The sequence below is a fragment of the Sphingomonas japonica genome (assembly GCF_006346325.1).
GTDB lineage: Bacteria > Pseudomonadota > Alphaproteobacteria > Sphingomonadales > Sphingomonadaceae > Sphingomonas > Sphingomonas japonica.
On the sequence record NZ_VDYR01000001.1, the window covers coordinates 160630 to 178918 of the forward strand.

Genomic DNA, 18289 nt, shown 5'->3' on the forward strand with positions numbered 1-18289 from the left:
CCTTCGTTGCGCGCGGCATGAAACTGTCAATCCAATCCACGCTCGATTACCGCTTCGAGCAGCCCACCGACCTGCTGCTCCAGGTCGAGGCGGCGATCATCCCCGAGCAGGTCGTCACCGACGCCTTCATCGAACTGTCGCCGACCGAGCATTTCGCGCGCGTCGTCGGCCATGACCAGATCGGCGACCGCATCTGGCTGCGCGTCGCCGAGCGGCTGACCGTCCACTATCGCGCGGTGGTGACGACGCAGCGCCTGCTCGCCGACATCTCCGCGCTGCGGCAGGTGCCGATGCATCTGCTGCCGGGCGAGACGGTCGAATATCTGATGCCGTCGCGCTTTTGCCAGTCCGACCAATGCCAGCATTTCGTCGATGGCGAGTTCGCCGGGCTGGAGGGCGGGGCGCGCATCGACGCGATCCGCGCCTGGGTCGAGGACAAGTTCAGCTATGTCCCCGGCTCCACCACCGCCGAAACCACCGCGCTCGACACCTTCGTCAAGCGCGAGGGCGTCTGCCGCGATTATGCGCATGCGGTGGTGACGCTGGCGCGCGCGTGCGGAGTTCCGGCCCGCTATGTCAGTGCCTATGCGCTGGGCGTCGAGCCGCAGGATTTTCACGCGGTGGCCGAGGTGTTCCTCGACGGCGCATGGCATCTGGTCGACGCCACCGGGATGGCGCAGGCGGCCGGGATCGCGAAGATCGGCGTGGGACGGGACGCGGCCGACGTGTCGTTCCTGACCGCATACGGCCAGTCGCAATATCTGAACCAGCAGGTGTGGGTCAGCGGGGAATAGCGCCCGGTCGCCATCGCCGATGGCCGACCGGTGCGGGGCCTGCGCTCAATATACCCGCTTCTTCGGCTTGATATACTCGATATCGTCGGTCAGCGTATAGTCGTGGACCGGGCGGTAATCGATCCTGGTCGCGCCGCCCTTGCCGCCCCATCCTTCGAAGCTCGCAACGGTGTGCTTCATCCATTCGGCGTCGTGGCGATCCGGGAAATCCTCGTGCATGTGGGCGCCGCGGCTTTCCTTGCGGTTGAGCGCGGAGCGGATGGTGACCAGCGCCTGGCCCATCAGATTGTCGAGTTCCAAAGTCTCGACCAGGTCGGTATTCCAGATCAGCGAGCGATCGGTGACCGCGACGTCCTGCAGCCCGGAGTAGATGGCGTCCATCTCGGTGACGCCTTCCTGCATCAGCGCGTCGGTGCGGAACACCGCGGCATGCTTCTGCATCGTCTTCTGCATCCGCTCGCGCAGCGTCGCGGTCGGGGTCGCGCCCCTGGCGTTGCGGAAATGGTCGAGGCGGCCGATCGACAGCTCCTCCGATCCCTTGGGCAGGGGATTGTGCGGCGTGCCGGGCTTCAAGGTTTCCTTGATACGCAGACCGGTGGCGCGGCCGAACACCACCAGGTCGATCAGCGAGTTCGAGCCGAGCCGGTTCGCGCCGTGGACCGACACGCATGCCGCCTCGCCAACCGCATAGAGGCCGGGCACCACGGCGTCGGGATCGCCATCGCGGATATGCACGACTTCGCCGTGATAATTGGTCGGGATGCCGCCCATGTTATAGTGCACGGTCGGCACCACCGGCAGCGGCTGGCGCGTGAGATCGACGCCCGCGAAGATCTTGCCGGTCTCGGTAATGCCGGGCAAGCGCTCGGCGAGCACCTTGGGATCGATATGGTCGAGGTGGAGGAAGATATGATCCTTCTCCTTGCCGACACCGCGGCCCTCGCGGATCTCCATCGCCATCGAGCGGGACACGACGTCGCGCGACGCCAGGTCCTTGGCCGACGGGGCATAGCGTTCCATGAAACGCTCGCCTTCGGAGTTGGTCAGATACCCTCCTTCGCCGCGTGCGCCTTCGGTGATGAGCACCCCGGCGCCGTAGATGCCGGTCGGATGGAACTGGACGAACTCCATGTCCTGGAGCGGCAGGCCGGCGCGCAGCACCATCGCATTGCCGTCGCCGGTGCAGGTGTGCGCCGACGTTGCCGACTGGTAGACGCGGCCATAGCCGCCGGTCGCAAGCACGACGCTGTGCGCGCGGAAGCGGTGGATCGAGCCGTCGTCCATGCACAGCGCGATAACGCCGCGGCAGACCTTCTCACCATTCGCGCCGTCTTCCATGATGAGGTCGAGCGCGAAATATTCGATGTAGAAATCGGCGTCATATTTCAGCGACTGCTGGTAGAGCGCGTGCAGCATCGCATGGCCGGTGCGGTCGGCGGCGGCGCAGGTGCGCTGCGCGGGCGGTCCTTCGCCCATATTCTGCATCATGCCGCCGAACGGGCGCTGGTAGATCTTGCCCTCTTGGGTGCGGCTGAACGGCACGCCGGCATGCTCGAGCTCGTACACCGCCTGCGGCGCCTCGCGGCAGAGATATTCGATCGCGTCCTGGTCGCCCAGCCAGTCCGACCCCTTGACGGTGTCGTACATGTGCCAGGTCCAATGGTCCGGACCCATGTTGCCGAGCGAGGCGGCGATGCCGCCCTGCGCGGCGACGGTGTGGCTGCGGGTCGGAAACACCTTGGTGATGCACGCGGTCTTGAGGCCCGCCTCGGCGATCCCCATCGTCGCGCGCAGGCCGCTGCCGCCCGCGCCGACGACGACGGCGTCATAGGTATGGTCGATGATCTTGTAGGCTTCGGTCATGCCGGTACCGCTCCAGCCACGAAGGCGAGCTTGAGGATCGAGAACAGCGCGACCGCGCCGAGGCCGATCACGAAGAAATTGAGGAGCACCATCAGCACGACGCGGGTTTCGGCGTGGGCGTAATCCTCGATCACCACCTGCAGCCCCAGCCGGAAATGGTAGAAGACCGAGACGATCAACAGCGCCATCGGGATCGCTGCCCAGGCCGACCCCATCCACGCCGAGACGGTGGCGAAATCATAGGCCGGCAGCAGCGCGATCGATAGGATCAACCACAGCATCAGCACGAGGTTCGATCCCGCGGTCAGCCGCTGGTTCCACCAGTGGTGCGTACCTTCCTTGGCACTGCCCAAGCCGCGGACGCGGCCGAGATTGGTTCCGCCGCGCATGTTATTTGCCCACCGTGATAAACGCCCAGAACGCGATCGTCGCCAGCACCGACACGACCATCGTCAGCACCGCGCCGCTGCGGTTGGCCTTGAGTTCGAACCCCGCGCCGGTGTCGAGGAACAGGTGGCGCACACCGCTCGCCATATGCTGGAACAGCGACAGCGTCAGGCCGACGCCGATGACATATCCCAGGATATTGAGCGAGCCGTCGGCAAAGGTGAACCAGCCGGCGAACGCGGCATAGTGCGCTTCGCCCCCCGCCAGCGCGGCCAGCCACCAGACCATCAGCAGCGCGCCGACCGTCGCCATCCCGTCGCCGGTTGCGCGGTGCAGGATGGAAACCAGCATCGCCGGTCCCCAGCGATAATGGCTCAGATGCGGGGAAATCGGTCGTTTCGCGGTTTTGACGGTCGCCAAGGGATGGATTCCTTTCCGCGAGCGCTAATGGCCGGGCACGCGCGCCGATGCAACCCGCCGCGCCGGTGAAAAGCCCGCTTGGTGTGATCGACCGGCGGCGTTGGCTAACCGAGCCTTAACGCCTTGCTGCCACGGTCGCATCCGCAAGGACTGCTGCACGCGCGCGCGGCAGCCCGACAGCGAAGGGAGCACAGATTTCGTGAGCGGACACAGCAAGGAACTACCGGCCATCGGCACGATGGCGGCGCAGATCGACCTTGCCGGACGATTGCGCATCTTCGATTTCGACGGCAATCTGTCGCGTCAGGCGCGTAGTCTGTGGACGTTGCTCGAACCCGAAATCCGCAGCGTTTCCGAGGCCTATTGGCAGCAATGGTTGCGCTGTTTCGCCGAGGAGCGCGATTGGGCACCGCACGAAACGCAAAAGATGATCGATCTGGGCATCGATTTCCTGCGCGACCGCTTTCTCCATACGTCGGGGCGCGCGTGGGTCGAATCGATCGAGCGATCGGTCGCGGCTGCCTATTCCGCCGACATTCCGACGATGGCGTTGCTGTCGATGATCAGCGCCAGCGACCGCGCGGCGCTGGAGATCATCATCCGCAAGGTCGGCGCCGACCACGCGGAATTGCCCGGACTGATCGACACGCTGATGCGGCTGTCGGCGCTGGAAAGCGACATCACCGTCGCCACCTATCACCTGTATGTCGGCCACGGCCTGGCCTGCGAGCGCGAGCGACTGGCGGTGCAATTTCGCGAGAGCATCGGCGCGTCGCTCGAACATGCCAGCAGCGAAGGCGACAAGCTGCGCGGCCATGCCCAGACGACGTCTGCGTCGGCGCGGGGCATGCTGGGCAAGGCGAGTGAGGTCGCGGCGGCGGCGGAGCAGTCGGCAGTGGCGATGCGCGAGGCGGCGCAGACCGCGGCCGGGCTGATCCGGGCGATCGAGGACGCCCGCGGCGAAGTCGAGGCGGCGGCCGAGATCGCGACGCGCGCCAGCAGCCAGGCGGGCGAGGCGGTGCACATGTCGGAAGCGCTGAGCGATCATGCCAAGTCGATCGAATCGATCCTGGGGCTGATCCGCGAGATTGCCGGGCAGACCAATTTGCTGGCGCTCAACGCGACGATCGAGGCGGCGCGGGCAGGCGATGCCGGGCGCGGCTTCGCGGTGGTGGCGCAGGAAGTGAAGTCGCTCGCCAACCAGACCGCGCGCGCGACCGACGACATCGCCGCCAAGATCGCGGCGATCCAGGCTGCGACCCGCTCGACGGTGGCGACCAACGCCTCGATCCGCACCACGGTGAGCGAGGTGCAGCAAAGCGCCGACCGCATCCGCGGCGCGATGGAAGCACAGGCGCAGACCGTCACCGCGATCACCGCAGCCGTCGACGAAACCGCGCTCGCCGCCGATTCGATGTCGCACACAATCGCCGCGATCCTCGAGGATACCGAGAATGTCGCGTCGGAGATCGACCGCGTCGGGCAGGGTTTTACCGCGCTCGATGGCGAACTGGGCCAGCTCAAGAGCAATGCCGGAAACTTCGCGGTCCGGGTCGCAGCCTGACACGGCACGCAGGGGAGGGGAGGCAATGGCGGCAACGACCGCATCGGCTGGGCATTGGGGCGGCGAGGAACGGACGATCGCCGACCGCTTGCACGAATATGACTGGGACGGCATCGTCGTGCCCGGATCGGCCGAGATCAGCGAGTTGCTGGCAGGCGAAGAGGACGCGATCTCGCGCGTGTTCTGGAAGCATTATCTGACGCTGCCGGTCGCGGCGCATATCCGGGACGTCTATGTCGGCGATCGGCTCGCGCGGCAGATCGCCGAGAGCGGGCGCTATACCAGCGTAAAATATGCCGCACCGACCAGCAGCGAGTGGGAACGCATGGCGCAGGCGCACGCGCTGGCGTCGGAACGCGCCAATATCCCGCTGCCCGCGTTGTTGGCGTCGCTCGCCTATGCCCATAGCGCGACGCTCGATCGCATCGCGGCGAAGGTCGGCGACGACGTCGATCGCATGCGGCGGCTGGGCGACGTCGTCCAGCGGCTGGCGCTGATCGAGGCGGACGTCATGGCGACCTATCTCGCCCAGCGCGATGCCGACCGGCGGCTCGGCGAGCGTCGCCGGCAATCGCAGGCGTTTCGCGCCGATATCGCCGGATCGATCGCCGGGGCGTCGGCGCTCGGATCGGAAATCCGCAGGCAGGCGCAGAGCGCCTCGGCATCGGCGCGCGGCACGTTGGGCAAGGTCAGCGAAGTCGCGGCGGCGGCGGAGCAGTCAGCGGTGGCGATGCGCGAGGCGGCGCAGACCGCGGCCGGGCTGATCCGGGCGATCGAGGACGCCCGCGGCGAAGTCGAGGCGGCGGCCGAGATCGCGACGCGCGCCAGCAGCCAGGCGGGCGAGGCGGTGCACATGTCGGAAGCGCTGAGCGATCATGCCAAGTCGATCGAATCGATCCTGGGGCTGATCCGCGAGATTGCCGGGCAGACCAATTTGCTGGCGCTCAACGCGACGATCGAGGCGGCGCGGGCAGGCGATGCCGGGCGCGGCTTCGCGGTGGTGGCGCAGGAAGTGAAGTCGCTCGCCAACCAGACCGCGCGCGCGACCGACGACATCGCCGCCAAGATCGCGGCGATCCAGGCTGCGACCCGCTCGACGGTGGCGACCAACGCCTCGATCCGCACCACGGTGAGCGAGGTGCAGCAAAGCGCCGACCGCATCCGCGGCGCGATGGAAGCACAGGCGCAGACCGTCACCGCGATCACCGCCGCCGTCGACGAAACCGCACTCGCCGCCGATTCCGCCGCCGTCACCGTGGACATGATCCGCAGCGACACCGAAGGCGTCACCGAGCAGATCGATCAGTTGCAAGGTGCCTTCTCGCGGATCGACGATCAGTTGCTCGCGCTGCGCAGCGCCGCCGACGCGTTTTCGGCCGACCCCGGCTGACGGGCTTTTCACGACCGCCTGCCGCGCCTATCCGGGCGCGATGGACAAGACGCATATTCTGGTGACGGGAAGCAGCCGCGGCATCGGCGCGGCGATCACCGCCGCGTTCGGGAGTGACCCGGTCACGCTGGTCGGGCACGGCACGGCCAGCGGCATCGCCGCCGACTTCTCCGATCCGGCGGCTCCGACCGCGCTGTGGCGGCAGGCGCTGGAGGCGCTGGGCGGGCGCATCGACGTGCTGATCAACAATGCTGGGGTGTTCGAGGCGTCGCCGCTCGCTGCCGATCACGGCGACTGGGTCGCTGCCTGGGAACGAACGCTGCGTATCAATCTGACTGCCTCGGCCGAGCTGTGCCGACTGGCGGTGCGGCACTGGCAGGAACGGGCAAGCGGCGGGCGGATCGTCAATATCGCCAGCCGCGCCGCCTATCGCGGCGATAGCCCTGCGCACTGGCATTATGCTGCGTCCAAAGCAGGGATGGTGGCGATGACCAAGACCATCGCCAGGGGCTATGCGCGCGAGGATATCCTTGCCTTTGCCGTCTGTCCGGGGTTCACGATGACGGGCATGGCCGAGGATTATCTCGAAAGCCGCGGCGGCGATGCGCTGCTCGCCGACATCCCGCTGGGGCGCGTCGCGCAGCCGCAGGAGATCGCGGCCATCGCCCGCTTCGCAGCGCTCGACGCGCCGCCGTCGATGACCGGCGCGGTGCTCGACGCCAACGGCGCGAGTTATGTGCGATGACCGACAGCTGGAAACTCACGCTGCGCTGCAACCGCGCCGAGGCGGAGGCGCTGGATACCGAGAGCGCGGCATTGGCGGCGATCGATCCGCTGCCGGTGCTGATGACGCGCGAGGGTGTCGAGGACGATCCCGACAGCTGGGTGCTCGAAGCCTATTTCGAGGACAAGCCGCGCGCCGAGGCGATCCGGGCTGTCACATCGCTGGTGCCGTCGCATGTCGGCAAGCGCCCGCAACCGCAACGGATCGCGGACGCCGACTGGGTGACGATGAGCCAGGCCGGGATCGAGCCGGTCCATGCCGGGCGCTTCTATGTCCACACCGCGAGCAACCGCGGCGCGGTTCCGCAGGGGGCGAAGGCATATCGCATCGAGGCCGGGCTCGCCTTCGGCACCGGGCAGCACCAGACGACGACCGGCTGCCTGCTGACGCTCGACGCGATGAAGGCGCGGGGCGCGGTGGTGCGCAACCTGCTCGACTGCGGAACCGGCACCGGGCTGCTGGCATTCGCAGCCATGCATTTGTGGCCGCAGGCGTTCGCCGCGGCGTCGGACATCGATCCGGTGTCGATCGAGGTGACTCGCGAGAACGCGGCGGCGAACGGTGTCGCGCTCGGCGTAAATCGCGGGCAGCTGGCGCTGGCGGTCGCGCCGGGGCTCGACGATGCGATGCTTGTCGGGCGCGCACCGTACGACCTGATCATCGCCAATATACTTGCCGGGCCGCTGATCGCGCTGGCCCCGTCGATCGCCGCGGCGACCGCGGAGGGCGGGACCGTGATCCTTGCGGGCCTGCTGACCACGCAGGCCGATGCGGTCGCGGCTGCCTATCGGCGGCGCGGGTTCCGGGTGGCGGGGCGGGTCACCCTGGGCGACTGGCCGACGCTGCGATTGGTGAAGCGGCAGCGGTTTGCGCCGCTCCGGGCGAGTGCATAGCCGCCCATCCCGATCGCGAAGGATCGGCGGTGTCGTCGCCGCGCTGCTGCTCGCCATGGTCGCGATCGGCTATGGCTACGGCTTTGCCGGATGGGCCATCGCCAAGCTGCCGGCCAATCGCGACTGGCGACAGTCCGATGCGGGCGCCGCAATCTATGTCGAGGACAATGGCATCCACACCGGCATCGTCCTGCCCAAGGCGGTGCTGCCTCCCGGATTGCTGGCGCGGCTGCGTGCGGGCGACCTGCGCGATCCCGATTATACCCGGCATGACCATGTCGCGTTCGGCTGGGGCGACAGGGCATTCTATATCGAGACGCCGACGTGGCGCGACCTGGACGCGGCGACCGTCGCGCACGCGGCGACCGGCAGCGACGACACCGTGATGCATGTCGAGCACATCGCGCGGCCGGTCGCGCGCGAGGGCGTGCGGATGGCGCGGCTGCGCCCAGAGGAACTGGCAGGTCTGATCGCGTTCATCGAAGGCAGCTTCGATCCGGCAGGTCCGCCGCCCGAGCCGGGATATGGTCCGCACGATGCCTTTTATTCAGCGACCGGCCGCTACAGTGCGATCGTGACGTGCAACGAATGGACCGGTCGTGCGCTACGTCATGCTGGTGTAACAATCGGGGTCTGGACCCCGTTCTCGCAAGGCGTGATGCAATGGCTCGAGCCGCTCCCGATGGATTGACCGCTCCGCCGTTCCAGGGGCTGGCGCTCGAATGGCCAAGGGCGGTGGGTACGGCGGCGCGGCTGCCATTCCAATGGCGCGGCTTGATGGACGTGCCGCGCGGCGATGGCCGGCCGGTGATGCTGCTGCCCGGGCTATTCAATTCGGACCGGTCGAACATCGTGCTGCGGCGCTATTTGAACGCGATCGGATATGATGCGCAGGGCTGGCAACTGGGGCGCAATTTCGGGCAGCGCACGATCGGCGTGGACGCGATGAAATTGTCCGACCGGATCGCCGCCAGAGTCGAGGAGGCGGGCGAGCCGGTGACGCTGATCGGGGTCAGCCTGGGCGGGATCATGGCGCGGTTGATGGCGCATCGTCACCCCGATCTGGTGCGCGAGGTCATCACCGTCAGCGCGCCGTTCGCCGGCCCGGCGCGCGCCACCAACGTCTGGCGAGCATATGAGGTAATTTCGGGAACACGCATCGACGATCCCGAGGTGCTGGCGCTGGCCGAGGAAGCCGCGGCGCCGCTTCCCGTCCCGGCAACCGCGATCTGGAGCGCGAGCGACGGCTTCGTCAACGGCTATGCCTGCCGCGACGGCCACGGCGCGGCGATCGAGGTGCAGAGCAGCCATGTGTTCGTGCAGATGCACCACGACGTGATGCGCGCGGTGGCTGGGGTGCTGGGTAGCAGGTCCGACCGGCCGAGCTAGTCGTCCCGCTCCGCCTCGCGCCGTGCCCGCCGCTCTTCTTCGCGGCGGCGGCGGCCTTCTTCGGCCTCCTGCTTGCGGACCTTGCGGCCGTAATTGCGGTCCGATTCGTCCTGGCTGGTGGTCGCCCAATCGACCGCCTGGCCGGTCGCTTTCACGGGCAGCGTGGCGACGTCCCATGCGGTCTTGGCGAGGCAGCCGCCGGTCAGCATCGGAAGCACCAGTGCAGGCAATATCAATTGTTTACGCATGCACCGAACCCCTATCGGGCCGCGTCGCGGGCCTTTGCCCCCTGTAGCGGAAAATCGGTGAAGAAGCCATCGATGCCGTAGCTCAGCAGGCGGGCCATCTCGTCTGCCATGCGGCCGGTCGCGTGCGGGTCGCTGCCGCTGCGGTCGGCTGGGGGCAGGAAGACGTTCTCGGCGCGGAAGGTCCAGGGATGGACCTTGAGCCCGGCGGCGTGCGCGGCGGCGACGAGCCCGGTGTCGGCGCCGTCTCGTTCGAGCAATTCCTTTTGCGGGCCAAGGCCATAGGCATAGGTCGCGATATCGTCGAGGCCGGCGGCAGTCAGCATCGCGGCGTAGCTTGGCGCGGCGTCGTCGGCGGGGCCGCCTTCGCTTGCCACGAGCTGGATCAGGCGGATGCCGGTCATCGCCTTGAGCCGTTTGAGGTTCGCCACTTCGAACGACTGGATGAACACCGGCGCCGAGGCGTCGCTCCAGCCCGCCTCGCTCAGTTGCGCGACCAGTTTCTCCTCGAGCGGCAGGCCGATCGACGCGAAATAGCTGGGGTGCTTGGTCTCGGGATAGATGCCGACATTGTTGGCTTTAGCGAGCGCGATGATCTCGGCCAGCGTCGGGATCTCGAACCTGCCGTCATATGCGGCGTTGGCGGGACGCAGTTGCGGCAGGCGTTCCCTGGCACGCAGCGTCTTGAGTTCCGCGAGCGTGAAATCCTCGGTGAACCATCCGGTCATTTCGACGCCGTCGATCGTCCTGGTGGCGCGGCGCGCCGCAAATTCGGGATGCCGCGCCACGTCGGTGGTGTCGTCGATGCGGTTCTCGTGCCGCGCCACCAGTACGCCGTCCCTGGTCGGCACCAGATCGGGTTCGATGAAGTCGGCGCCCTGTTCGATCGCCAGCGTGTACGCGGCCAGCGTGTGTTCGGGACGCTCGCCGCTGGCACCGCGATGCGCGATTACGATCGGCAGGCCGTGCTGCATCCTCGCCTCCTGCGTCATCGCGCACCCGCCCGCCATTGCCGCCAAAATTGCAAGCGCGGTGCGGAAACCCCTGCGCAGTCGCGCGTTAGCAAACCGAGCCAAGGAGGGCACCCCCTATGCAATTCACCATCAACGGGAGGCGGTACGAGGCCGATCCCGATATCCGCACCTCGCTGCTCGACCTGTGCCGCGAACATCTGGGGCTGACCGGATCGAAGAAGGGCTGCGACCACGGCCAGTGCGGTGCCTGCACGATGCTGGTGGACGGGCGGCGGATCAATAGCTGTCTCACGCTCGCGGTGATGCATCAGGATGATGACATTACGACGATCGAGGGGCTGGGGACCGTCGACGACCTGCATCCGATGCAATCGGCGTTCGTACGGCACGACGGTTTTCAGTGCGGCTATTGCACGCCGGGGCAGATTTGTTCGGCGGTGGGAATGCTCGACGAGGTCGCACGGGGCTGGCCGAGCCATGTCAGCGAGGGACTGGCGGGCGATGTCGAGCTTTCGGATGACGAAATCCGGGAGCGGATGAGCGGCAATCTGTGCCGGTGTTCGGCCTATCCCAACATCGTCGACGCCATACGCGAGGTGTCCGGTCGCGAAGTCGCGGAGGCAGGGGCATGAAGACGTTCGACTATATGCGCGCCGAAAGCCCCGAAGCCGCGACGCGTGATGGCGGAGGCGAGGGCACCAGATTCATTGCCGGCGGTACCAACCTGCTCGACCTGATGAAGCTGCAGATCGAAACGCCGGGCAAGCTGGTCGACATCAGCCGGCTCAACCTCGCCAAGGTCGAGGAGACCGAGGAGGGCGGGCTGTCGATCGGGGCCTTGGTGGCCAACAGCGATCTGGCCGCGCATCCGATCGTGCGCGAACGCTATGAAGTCCTCAGCCGCGCGTTGCTGGCCGGAGCGTCGGGGCAGCTGCGCAACAAGGCGTCGACCGGGGGCAATCTGCTCCAGCGGACGCGCTGCTATTATTTCTACGACACGTCGGTCGGGTGCAACAAGCGCGAACCGGGAAGCGGTTGCCCGGCGCAGGGCGGCTTCAACCGCATCCTGGCGGTGCTCGGCACGTCGGACGCATGCATCGCGACGCACCCCAGCGATATGGCGGTGGCGATGCGCGCGCTCGATGCAACGATCGTGACGCTCAAGGCCGATGGCGACCGCCGGCGGATTTCGATCCACGATTTCTACTGCCTGCCGGGCGACACGCCGCATATCGAGCATGTGCTGGAACCCGGCGAATTGATCACCCATGTCGAGCTGCCGCCCGCGGCCAAAGGGCGGCACATCTATCGCAAGGTCCGCGACCGCGCCTCTTATGCCTTTGCGCTGGTGTCGATCGCCGCGATCGTCGCCGTCGAGGACGGGCGGATCGCGTCGGCATCGCTGGCGTTCGGCGGGCTTGGTCCGATGCCGTGGCGCGACGCCGCGGTCGAGGCGGCGCTGGTCGGTCAGGAACCGAGCCGCGCGGTGTTCGAAGCGGCGGCCGACGCGCTGCTTGCCGATGCACAAGGCTTCGGATCGAACGACTTCAAGATTCCGCTGACGCGCCGCACACTGATCGCGTGCCTAACCGAATTGACGGGAGGCTGATATGGCCGAGACCAACAGCCTGACGATGGACAAGCCGGTCGAGGCCAGCCTGCTCGACAGCGGTGCGCAAGGCGTGATCGGCAAGCCGCTGGCGCGGATCGACGGGCCGCGCAAGGTATCGGGCAGCGCAACCTATGCCGCCGAGTATCCGACCGAGAAGCTTGCGTACGGCTATCTGGTGCGCGCGCCGGTCGGCAGCGGCACGCTGACCGGGATCGACGCAGCGGCGGCCAAGGCGATGCCGGGCGTGATCGACGTCATCCACGACTTCGAAGGATTTATCCGCAACGCGCAGCAGGGCGGTGAGACCGACGCTCCGACGATGGGCGTGCGCGCCATCGCCTATGTCGGCGAACCGGTCGCGATCGTCGTCGCCGAAAGCTATGAGGCCGCACGTGACGCCGCCGGGCAAGTGCGCGTCGCGATCGACGAGGGCGTCGGCGATTACGGTTTCGACGAACGGCTGGGCGAGGCGGAGAAGCCAGCCGACGCGATGATCCCGGCGCATGATGCCAAGGGCGATCTCGATCGCGCGATGGCCGAGGCGGAAGTGACGATCGACGCCACCTATACCACGCCCAGCCAGAACAGCGCGGCGATGGAGCCGCATGCCTCGATCGCGTCGTGGACCGCGGACGGGCTGGTGCTGTGGGGCGCATATCAGATGCCGTCGTCGGACAAATTGCAGCTTGCCGACGCGCTGGGGCTGGAGCCCGATCAGGTGCGGATCGTCGCGCCCTATATCGGCGGCGGTTTCGGGTCGAAGCTGGGCATCGCGCCGGAGTCGGTGGCGGCGGCGATCGCGTCGAAGAAGCTTGGCCGTCCGGTAAAGGCGGTGATGACCCGGCCGCAGGTGTTCGAGGCGACCGTGCGGCGGTCGAACACCCGCCAGCGTGTCCGACTGGCGGCGGGCAGGGACGGCACGCTGACCGGCATCGGCCACGAGACGATCGTGTCGAACCTCGAAGGCGAGGACTTCTTCGAACCGGCCGGGCTGGCGACGCATTTCCTGTATGCCGGCGCGAACCGCACGATCACGCACGATATCGTCCGGGTGAACCGCGTGCTGTCGGGATCGATGCGCGCGCCGGGCGAAGCGGTGGGAATGCTCGCGCTCGAAAATGCGATGGATGAGCTGGCCGAGAAGCTCGAGATCGATCCGGTGGAATTGCGGAAGCGCAACGAGCCCGACAAGGACCCGTCGAAGGACATTCCGTATTCGGCGCGATCGCTGACGCAGTGCCTCGACGAAGGCGCCCGGGCATTCGGGTGGGCGGATCGCAATCGCACGCCGGGGAAAGCGTGCGACGGCGCATGGCTGATCGGGCAGGGCATGGCCGCGGCGGCGCGGTCGAACATGCTGCAACCGTCGCAGGCACGCGTGCTGCTCACCGCCGACGGGGTCGTTGTCGAGACCGACATGACCGATATCGGCACCGGCACCTATACCATCCTCGCGCAGATCGCGGGCGAGTTGCTCGGCATGCCGATCGAGCGGATCGACGTACGGCTGGGCGACACCGACTTTCCTCCGGGGGCGGGCTCGGGCGGTTCGTGGGGTGCAGGATCGTCGGGATCGTCGGTCTATCTGGCGTGCGAGCATATCCGCGCCGGGATCGCCGCCAAGCTGGGGGTCGCGCCCAATGCCCTGACGCTCAAGGACGGCGAGGCGATCGCCGACAATCGTCGCACGCCGTTCGCGGACATCGTCGGCGACGGGATCGAGGCGGTCGGCTGTATCGAGCCCGGCGACATGGAGGAAAAGTTCAATCAGGCGTCGTACGGCGCGCATTTCTGTGAAGTCGCGGTCCATGCCGTGACCGGCGAAGTGCGGGTGCGGCGATGGCTGTCGACCTTTGCCGCGGGGCGCATCCTCAACGAGCAGACGGCGCGGTCGCAGTGCATCGGCGGCGTCACCTTCGGCATCGGCGCGGCGCTGACCGAGGACCTGATCCACGATCCGCGCGACGGCAAGGTCGTCAACCGCGACCTCGCCGAATATCACCTGCCCGTCCATGCCGACGTGCCGCACATCGACATCCGCTTCCTCGAGGAGCGCGATACCAAGGCCAATCCGCTCCATGCCAAGGGGATCGGCGAGCTCGGAATATCGGGCGCAGGCGCGGCGGTGACCAACGCGATCTACAACGCGACCGGCGTGCGGGTGCGCGATTATCCGGCGACACTCGACAAACTTCTTGCGGGGTTGCCGGAGGTTTGATCGACCGACGCCGCTTCCTACATCGCGCATCATAATCCAGATCAAGGAAGCGGCATGACCGACAGCATCACCGAGCGCCCGGCACTGCACTCGCCGCTCGATCGGGGGGTACAGGGGGTGATCGGTAAGCCGATCGATCGTGTCGATGGCCCTGCCAAGGTCACCGGTGCGGCGCGCTATGCCTATGAAACCGACCCCGACGGTACTCTTTATGGCCATGTCGTCGGCGCGACGATCGGTCGCGGGCGGATCATTTCGGTCGATGCCGACGCGGCGCGCGCCGCAACCGGCGTCGTCGCGGTGATCGTCGACGATGCGCGGATCCCGTCGGATAGCGCCGGCGGCGCGGAGAAAGGGCTGCCGGGGTTCACCCGCGACATCTCCTATTTCGGGCAGCCGGTCGGCATCGTAGTCGCCGACAGTTTCGAGGCGGCACGCGCGGCGGCGCGGCTGGTGCGCATCGAATATGAACCGGGCGAGGGTCGGTTCGATCCGGCGGCGGTCGACGACGTCGATCCCGAACCGGCCAGCGCGTTCGTCAAGAATGTCGCGATCGGCGATCTCGACGCGGCGCTGGCGGCATCAGTGGTGACCTATGACGCGACCTTCACCACTCCGCACCACCTCCCGGCTGCGATGGAGCCGCATGCGACGACGGCGTCGTGGGACGGCGACCAGCTCGTGCTGCGATCGAGCCTGCAGGTGCTGGCGGGCGCGAGGAAGAAAGTGGCGGGAACGCTGGGCATTGCCGCCGAACAGGTGCGCATCCTCGCGCCGTTCGTCGGGGGCGGGTTCGGCGGCAAGACCGGAACCGGCACCGAGACGGTGATGGCGGCGGTCGCGGCGCGCGAGGTCGGGCGCCCGGTCAAGGTCGCGCTGTCGCGGCGGCAGACCGCACAATTGGTGCACCGCCGATCGGAGACGCAGCAGCGAATCCGCCTGGGTTGTGACGAGAACGGCAAACTGCTGGCCATCGCGCAGGAAAGCACGGTTTCGCAAAAGGACGGCCGCGGGTTCGTCGAGCCGGTGCCGTTCGGGTCGCTGCCGCTCTATGCCGCAGCGGCGCGGCGCTTTACGACCGGCCTGCGCCGCGTCGATCTGCCGACAAGCGGTGCGGTGCGTGCGCCCGGCGAGGCGATCGGCACGCTGACGCTGGAGACGGCGATCGACGAACTGGCCGAGATGATCGGGATCGACCCCGTCGAGTTCCGCCGTATCAACGAGCCCGCCAGCGATCCCGGCAGCGGCAAACCCTTTTCCACTCGGCGCATGACCGATTGCTATGCCGAAGGCGCACGACGCTTCGGCTGGGACGCGCGCGAGCCCAAGCCTGCGCAGCGGCGGGAGGGCGACTGGTGGATCGGCCACGGCATGGCCGCTGCGTTCCGCGGCAACTTCACCGTCGAATCCAGGGCGCGGGTGCGGCTGGGCGGCGACGGGCGGGCGGTGATCGAAACCGACATGACCGATATCGGCACCGGCACCTATACGATCGCGGCGCAGGTCGCTGGCGAGATGCTGGGGCTGGGCGTCGACGCAGTGACGGTGACGCTGGGGGATACCGACCTTCCCGAAAGCGCGGGATCGGGCGGATCGTTCGGCGCAGGATCGACCGGATCGGCGATCGCGCTGGCGTGCGAGACGATCATCGCCGAGCTGGCGCAGCGGATGGGCACGACGCCGGAAGACATGACGCTGAAGGACGGCCACGCGATCGCGGGCAATCGCAGGGTGCCGATCGGCGAACTGGTCGGGAACGCGCCGGTCGCGGCGGAAGGGCACGCCAAGCCGGGCGCGCATACGCCCAGAAGCTCGCAAGCGTCGCACGGTGCGCATTTTGCGGAAGTCGCGGTGCACGCGGTGACCGGGGAAGTGCGCGTTCGCCGCTTCGTCAGTGTGTGCGATGTCGGGCGCGTGCTCAATGCCAAGACTGCGCGCAGCCAGATCCTCGGCGGCATCATCTGGGGGATCGGCTATGCGCTGTGCGAGGAAGGCGTGATCGATCCGCGCACCGGGCAGTTCGTCAATCCCGATTTCGGCGAGTATCACATGCCCGTCCAGGCCGACATTCCGCATATTGACGTGCATTTCATCGAGCAACACGACGCGATCGCCAACGAGGTCGGCGCCAAGGCGGTCGGCGAGCTCGGGATATCGGGCGCGGGCGCGGCGGTGACCAATGCAATCTACAATGCCTGCGGCGTACGGGTGCGCGACTTTCCGATGACGCTCGACAAGGTGCTTGCGGGGCTGCCCGAATCATGACCGACAACGAGACGGTGCTTGCTGCCGCGCGCGCCTGGGCAGGGGAACCGATGGCGATCGCAACGGTGGTGTCGACCTGGGGGTCGGCGCCGCGGCCGCGCGGCAGTCACATGATCGTGCATGGCGATGGCCGGTTCGAGGGATCGGTATCGGGCGGCTGCGTCGAGACCGACATCCTCGCCACCGCTGCCGACGTCATCGCGGGCGCGCCGTTCCAGCGCAGGCAGTATGGCGTCGCCGACGACGCGGCGTGGGAAGTCGGGCTGCCATGCGGCGGCGAGATCGAGGTGATGGTGCAGAAGGTCGCGGCCGACGGCTTCGATCCCGAGCTGTTCGAGCGCATTGCCGAGGCACGCGCGGACGGGCAGTCGCTGACGGTGACGACTGACCTGGAAAGCGGGCAGTCGTCGCTGCGCCCCGCCGAGGGTGCGGCGTTCGTCAACCGGTATGACCCGCCGCGCCGCTTGCTGATCGTGGGCGCGGTGCAGATCGCGCAGGCGCTGGCCGGGCTGGCACGCGAACTAGGGATCGAAACGGTGGTGATCGATCCGCGCGCGCGCTTCCTGACCGAGGAACGCTTTCCGGGCGTGACGCTCGACGATCGCTGGCCGGACGAAGCGGTCGCGGCCTATGCGCCCGGCCCGGCGACGGCGGTCGTGACGCTGAGCCACGACATCAAGATCGACGACCCGGCGCTGGCCGAGGCGCTGCGGCGCCCGACCGGCTATGTCGCAGCTTTGGGGTCGCGCAAGAGCCATGCGGCGCGGCGCGAGCGGTTGTCGCAGCTCGGCTTCGATGCGGCGACGCTCGACCGCATCGACGGACCGGCGGGGCTGGATATCGGCGCGATCGGCCCGGCCGAGATCGCGCTGTCGGTGGCGGCGGCGATGGTGCAGGCATTCCATGCTCGCCCCTGAGACGACGGCGCTGGTGCTGCTCGCGGCGGGGCGTTCGGAGCGGTTCGGAGATACCGACAAGCTGGCCGAGCCGTTCCTGGCCGAGCCGCTCGCCTTTCATGTCGTGCGGGCACTGGAGTCGGTGCCGTTCCAGGCGCGGATCGCGGTGGTGTCGGGGACGAAGCTCGATTTCGCGGCACGCGGCTATCGTGTCGTCGAGAACCGGCGCGCGGATAGCGGGCAGGGCCATTCGCTGGCGCTGTGTATCGACGCCGCGCGCGAGACCGGCGCCAGCGCGGTGCTGGTCGCGCTGGCCGACATGCCGCGGGTGACGGCGGCGCATATCTACCGGCTGTTCGATGCCAGCGAGGGTCCCGACACCGCGGTCGCGTCTAGCGACGGGGTGCAGCCACGCCCGCCGGCGCTGTTTGGAGCGGCGCATTTTCCGGCGCTGATGGCGCTAGACGGCGATCAGGGCGCGCGGCGGCTGATCGCGCGCGGGCATCATGTCGTGACGTCGCCGGGCGAGCTGGTGGATATCGACACGCCGGAGGAACTGGCGGCGCTGCGCGCATTGTACGGGGTGGCGGACTGA

The 18289-nt window shown here is 67.7% G+C and carries 18 protein-coding genes; 13 read left to right on the forward strand and 5 right to left on the reverse strand.

Going from position 1 to position 18289, the window contains the following annotated elements; genetic code table 11:
• The first annotated feature begins 17 nt into the window (after positions 1-17).
• Positions 18-794, forward strand: a complete 777-nt coding sequence (locus FHY50_RS00780) for a transglutaminase-like domain-containing protein (protein ID WP_140046501.1) — start codon at positions 18-20, stop codon at positions 792-794.
• Positions 795-839: 45 nt separating this feature from the next.
• Here FHY50_RS00780 and sdhA read toward each other — a convergent pair whose 3' ends face one another.
• Genes sdhA through sdhC form a run of 3 tightly spaced genes read right to left on the reverse strand, consistent with a single transcriptional unit; the run spans position 840 to position 3464 of the window.
• Positions 840-2657 (reverse strand): succinate dehydrogenase flavoprotein subunit, encoded by a 1818-nt coding sequence (gene sdhA / locus FHY50_RS00785; protein WP_140046503.1) that lies wholly within the window; start codon positions 2655-2657, stop codon positions 840-842.
• Positions 2654-3046: a succinate dehydrogenase, hydrophobic membrane anchor protein gene (gene sdhD, locus FHY50_RS00790; RefSeq protein WP_140046505.1), complete on the reverse strand. Its 393-nt coding sequence runs from the start codon at positions 3044-3046 to the stop codon at positions 2654-2656. Before sdhD ends, sdhA begins: the two co-directional genes overlap by 4 nt.
• Before the next feature lies 1 nt (position 3047).
• Positions 3048-3464: a succinate dehydrogenase, cytochrome b556 subunit gene (sdhC, locus tag FHY50_RS00795; protein WP_140046506.1), complete on the reverse strand. Its 417-nt coding sequence runs from the start codon at positions 3462-3464 to the stop codon at positions 3048-3050.
• A gap of 238 nt (positions 3465-3702) precedes the next feature.
• On the opposite strand from sdhC, the gene FHY50_RS00800 reads away from it, so the two are divergent.
• The 6 genes from FHY50_RS00800 to FHY50_RS00825 are packed head-to-tail and all read left to right on the forward strand — an operon-like array spanning position 3703 to position 9484.
• Entirely contained in the window at positions 3703-5028 is a 1326-nt protein-coding gene (locus FHY50_RS00800; RefSeq protein WP_140230964.1) for a methyl-accepting chemotaxis protein, read from the forward strand.
• 25 nt (positions 5029-5053) lie between these two features.
• On the forward strand, positions 5054-6418 hold the full coding sequence (locus FHY50_RS00805) for a methyl-accepting chemotaxis protein (RefSeq protein WP_140046508.1): 1365 nt from the start codon (positions 5054-5056) through the stop codon (positions 6416-6418).
• A gap of 40 nt (positions 6419-6458) precedes the next feature.
• Positions 6459-7163: an SDR family NAD(P)-dependent oxidoreductase gene (locus tag FHY50_RS00810; protein WP_140046510.1), complete on the forward strand. Its 705-nt coding sequence runs from the start codon at positions 6459-6461 to the stop codon at positions 7161-7163.
• Complete coding sequence (locus FHY50_RS00815) at positions 7160-8095, forward strand: 50S ribosomal protein L11 methyltransferase (RefSeq protein ID WP_140046512.1); 936 nt, start codon at positions 7160-7162, stop codon at positions 8093-8095. The genes FHY50_RS00810 and FHY50_RS00815 overlap by 4 nt, the downstream gene beginning before the upstream one ends.
• Complete coding sequence (locus tag FHY50_RS00820; RefSeq protein ID WP_244935268.1) at positions 8088-8786, forward strand: TIGR02117 family protein; 699 nt, start codon at positions 8088-8090, stop codon at positions 8784-8786. Before FHY50_RS00815 ends, FHY50_RS00820 begins: the two co-directional genes overlap by 8 nt.
• Positions 8759-9484 (forward strand): esterase/lipase family protein, encoded by a 726-nt coding sequence (locus FHY50_RS00825; protein WP_140046514.1) that lies wholly within the window; start codon positions 8759-8761, stop codon positions 9482-9484. Before FHY50_RS00820 ends, FHY50_RS00825 begins: the two co-directional genes overlap by 28 nt.
• Here FHY50_RS00825 and FHY50_RS00830 read toward each other — a convergent pair.
• Complete coding sequence (locus tag FHY50_RS00830) at positions 9481-9732, reverse strand: hypothetical protein (RefSeq protein ID WP_140046516.1); 252 nt, start codon at positions 9730-9732, stop codon at positions 9481-9483. The two genes, FHY50_RS00825 and FHY50_RS00830, sit on opposite strands and share 4 nt — an antisense overlap.
• Positions 9733-9743: 11 nt before the next feature.
• Positions 9744-10703, reverse strand: coding sequence for a glycerophosphodiester phosphodiesterase (locus tag FHY50_RS00835; protein ID WP_243846659.1), 960 nt, complete (start codon positions 10701-10703; stop codon positions 9744-9746).
• A gap of 116 nt (positions 10704-10819) precedes the next feature.
• Here FHY50_RS00835 and FHY50_RS00840 point away from each other — a divergent pair, with 116 nt between their 5' ends.
• The 6 genes from FHY50_RS00840 to FHY50_RS00865 are packed head-to-tail and all read left to right on the forward strand — an operon-like array spanning position 10820 to position 18289.
• Positions 10820-11335 carry a 2Fe-2S iron-sulfur cluster-binding protein gene (locus FHY50_RS00840; RefSeq protein ID WP_140046518.1) on the forward strand — a complete coding sequence of 172 codons (516 nt, stop codon included), beginning with the start codon at positions 10820-10822 and terminating at the stop codon, positions 11333-11335.
• Entirely contained in the window at positions 11332-12312 is a 981-nt protein-coding gene (locus FHY50_RS00845) for an FAD binding domain-containing protein (RefSeq protein WP_140046520.1), read from the forward strand. Before FHY50_RS00840 ends, FHY50_RS00845 begins: the two co-directional genes overlap by 4 nt.
• Position 12313: 1 nt before the next feature.
• On the forward strand, positions 12314-14533 hold the full coding sequence (locus FHY50_RS00850; protein ID WP_140046522.1) for a xanthine dehydrogenase family protein molybdopterin-binding subunit: 2220 nt from the start codon (positions 12314-12316) through the stop codon (positions 14531-14533).
• Between the two features lie 54 nt (positions 14534-14587).
• Positions 14588-16798 carry a xanthine dehydrogenase family protein molybdopterin-binding subunit gene (locus tag FHY50_RS00855; protein WP_140046524.1) on the forward strand — a complete coding sequence of 737 codons (2211 nt, stop codon included), beginning with the start codon at positions 14588-14590 and terminating at the stop codon, positions 16796-16798.
• Positions 16795-17715: an XdhC family protein gene (locus FHY50_RS00860; protein WP_140046525.1), complete on the forward strand. Its 921-nt coding sequence runs from the start codon at positions 16795-16797 to the stop codon at positions 17713-17715. Before FHY50_RS00855 ends, FHY50_RS00860 begins: the two co-directional genes overlap by 4 nt.
• The gene (locus FHY50_RS00865) at positions 17702-18289 is read left to right on the forward strand and encodes a nucleotidyltransferase family protein (RefSeq protein WP_140046526.1); all 588 of its coding nucleotides are present in this window, start codon (positions 17702-17704) and stop codon (positions 18287-18289) included. The genes FHY50_RS00860 and FHY50_RS00865 overlap by 14 nt, the downstream gene beginning before the upstream one ends.

Bases quoted from the DNA above. Each gene is read 5' to 3' on its own strand.
- FHY50_RS00780 (WP_140046501.1), top strand. From the start codon at position 18: ATGAAACTGTCAATCCAATCCACGCTCGATTACCGCTTCGAGCAGCCC.
- sdhA (WP_140046503.1), bottom strand. From the start codon at position 2,657: ATGACCGAAGCCTACAAGATCATCGACCATACCTATGACGCCGTCGTC.
- sdhD (WP_140046505.1), bottom strand. From the start codon at position 3,046: ATGCGCGGCGGAACCAATCTCGGCCGCGTCCGCGGCTTGGGCAGTGCC.
- FHY50_RS00800 (WP_140230964.1), top strand. From the start codon at position 3,703: ATGGCGGCGCAGATCGACCTTGCCGGACGATTGCGCATCTTCGATTTC.
- FHY50_RS00805 (WP_140046508.1), top strand. From the start codon at position 5,054: ATGGCGGCAACGACCGCATCGGCTGGGCATTGGGGCGGCGAGGAACGG.
- FHY50_RS00810 (WP_140046510.1), top strand. From the start codon at position 6,459: ATGGACAAGACGCATATTCTGGTGACGGGAAGCAGCCGCGGCATCGGC.
- FHY50_RS00815 (WP_140046512.1), top strand. From the start codon at position 7,160: ATGACCGACAGCTGGAAACTCACGCTGCGCTGCAACCGCGCCGAGGCG.
- FHY50_RS00825 (WP_140046514.1), top strand. From the start codon at position 8,759: ATGGCTCGAGCCGCTCCCGATGGATTGACCGCTCCGCCGTTCCAGGGG.
- FHY50_RS00830 (WP_140046516.1), bottom strand. From the start codon at position 9,732: ATGCGTAAACAATTGATATTGCCTGCACTGGTGCTTCCGATGCTGACC.
- FHY50_RS00835 (WP_243846659.1), bottom strand. From the start codon at position 10,703: ATGCAGCACGGCCTGCCGATCGTAATCGCGCATCGCGGTGCCAGCGGC.
- FHY50_RS00840 (WP_140046518.1), top strand. From the start codon at position 10,820: ATGCAATTCACCATCAACGGGAGGCGGTACGAGGCCGATCCCGATATC.
- FHY50_RS00845 (WP_140046520.1), top strand. From the start codon at position 11,332: ATGAAGACGTTCGACTATATGCGCGCCGAAAGCCCCGAAGCCGCGACG.
- FHY50_RS00850 (WP_140046522.1), top strand. From the start codon at position 12,314: ATGGCCGAGACCAACAGCCTGACGATGGACAAGCCGGTCGAGGCCAGC.
- FHY50_RS00855 (WP_140046524.1), top strand. From the start codon at position 14,588: ATGACCGACAGCATCACCGAGCGCCCGGCACTGCACTCGCCGCTCGAT.
- FHY50_RS00860 (WP_140046525.1), top strand. From the start codon at position 16,795: ATGACCGACAACGAGACGGTGCTTGCTGCCGCGCGCGCCTGGGCAGGG.
- FHY50_RS00865 (WP_140046526.1), top strand. From the start codon at position 17,702: ATGCTCGCCCCTGAGACGACGGCGCTGGTGCTGCTCGCGGCGGGGCGT.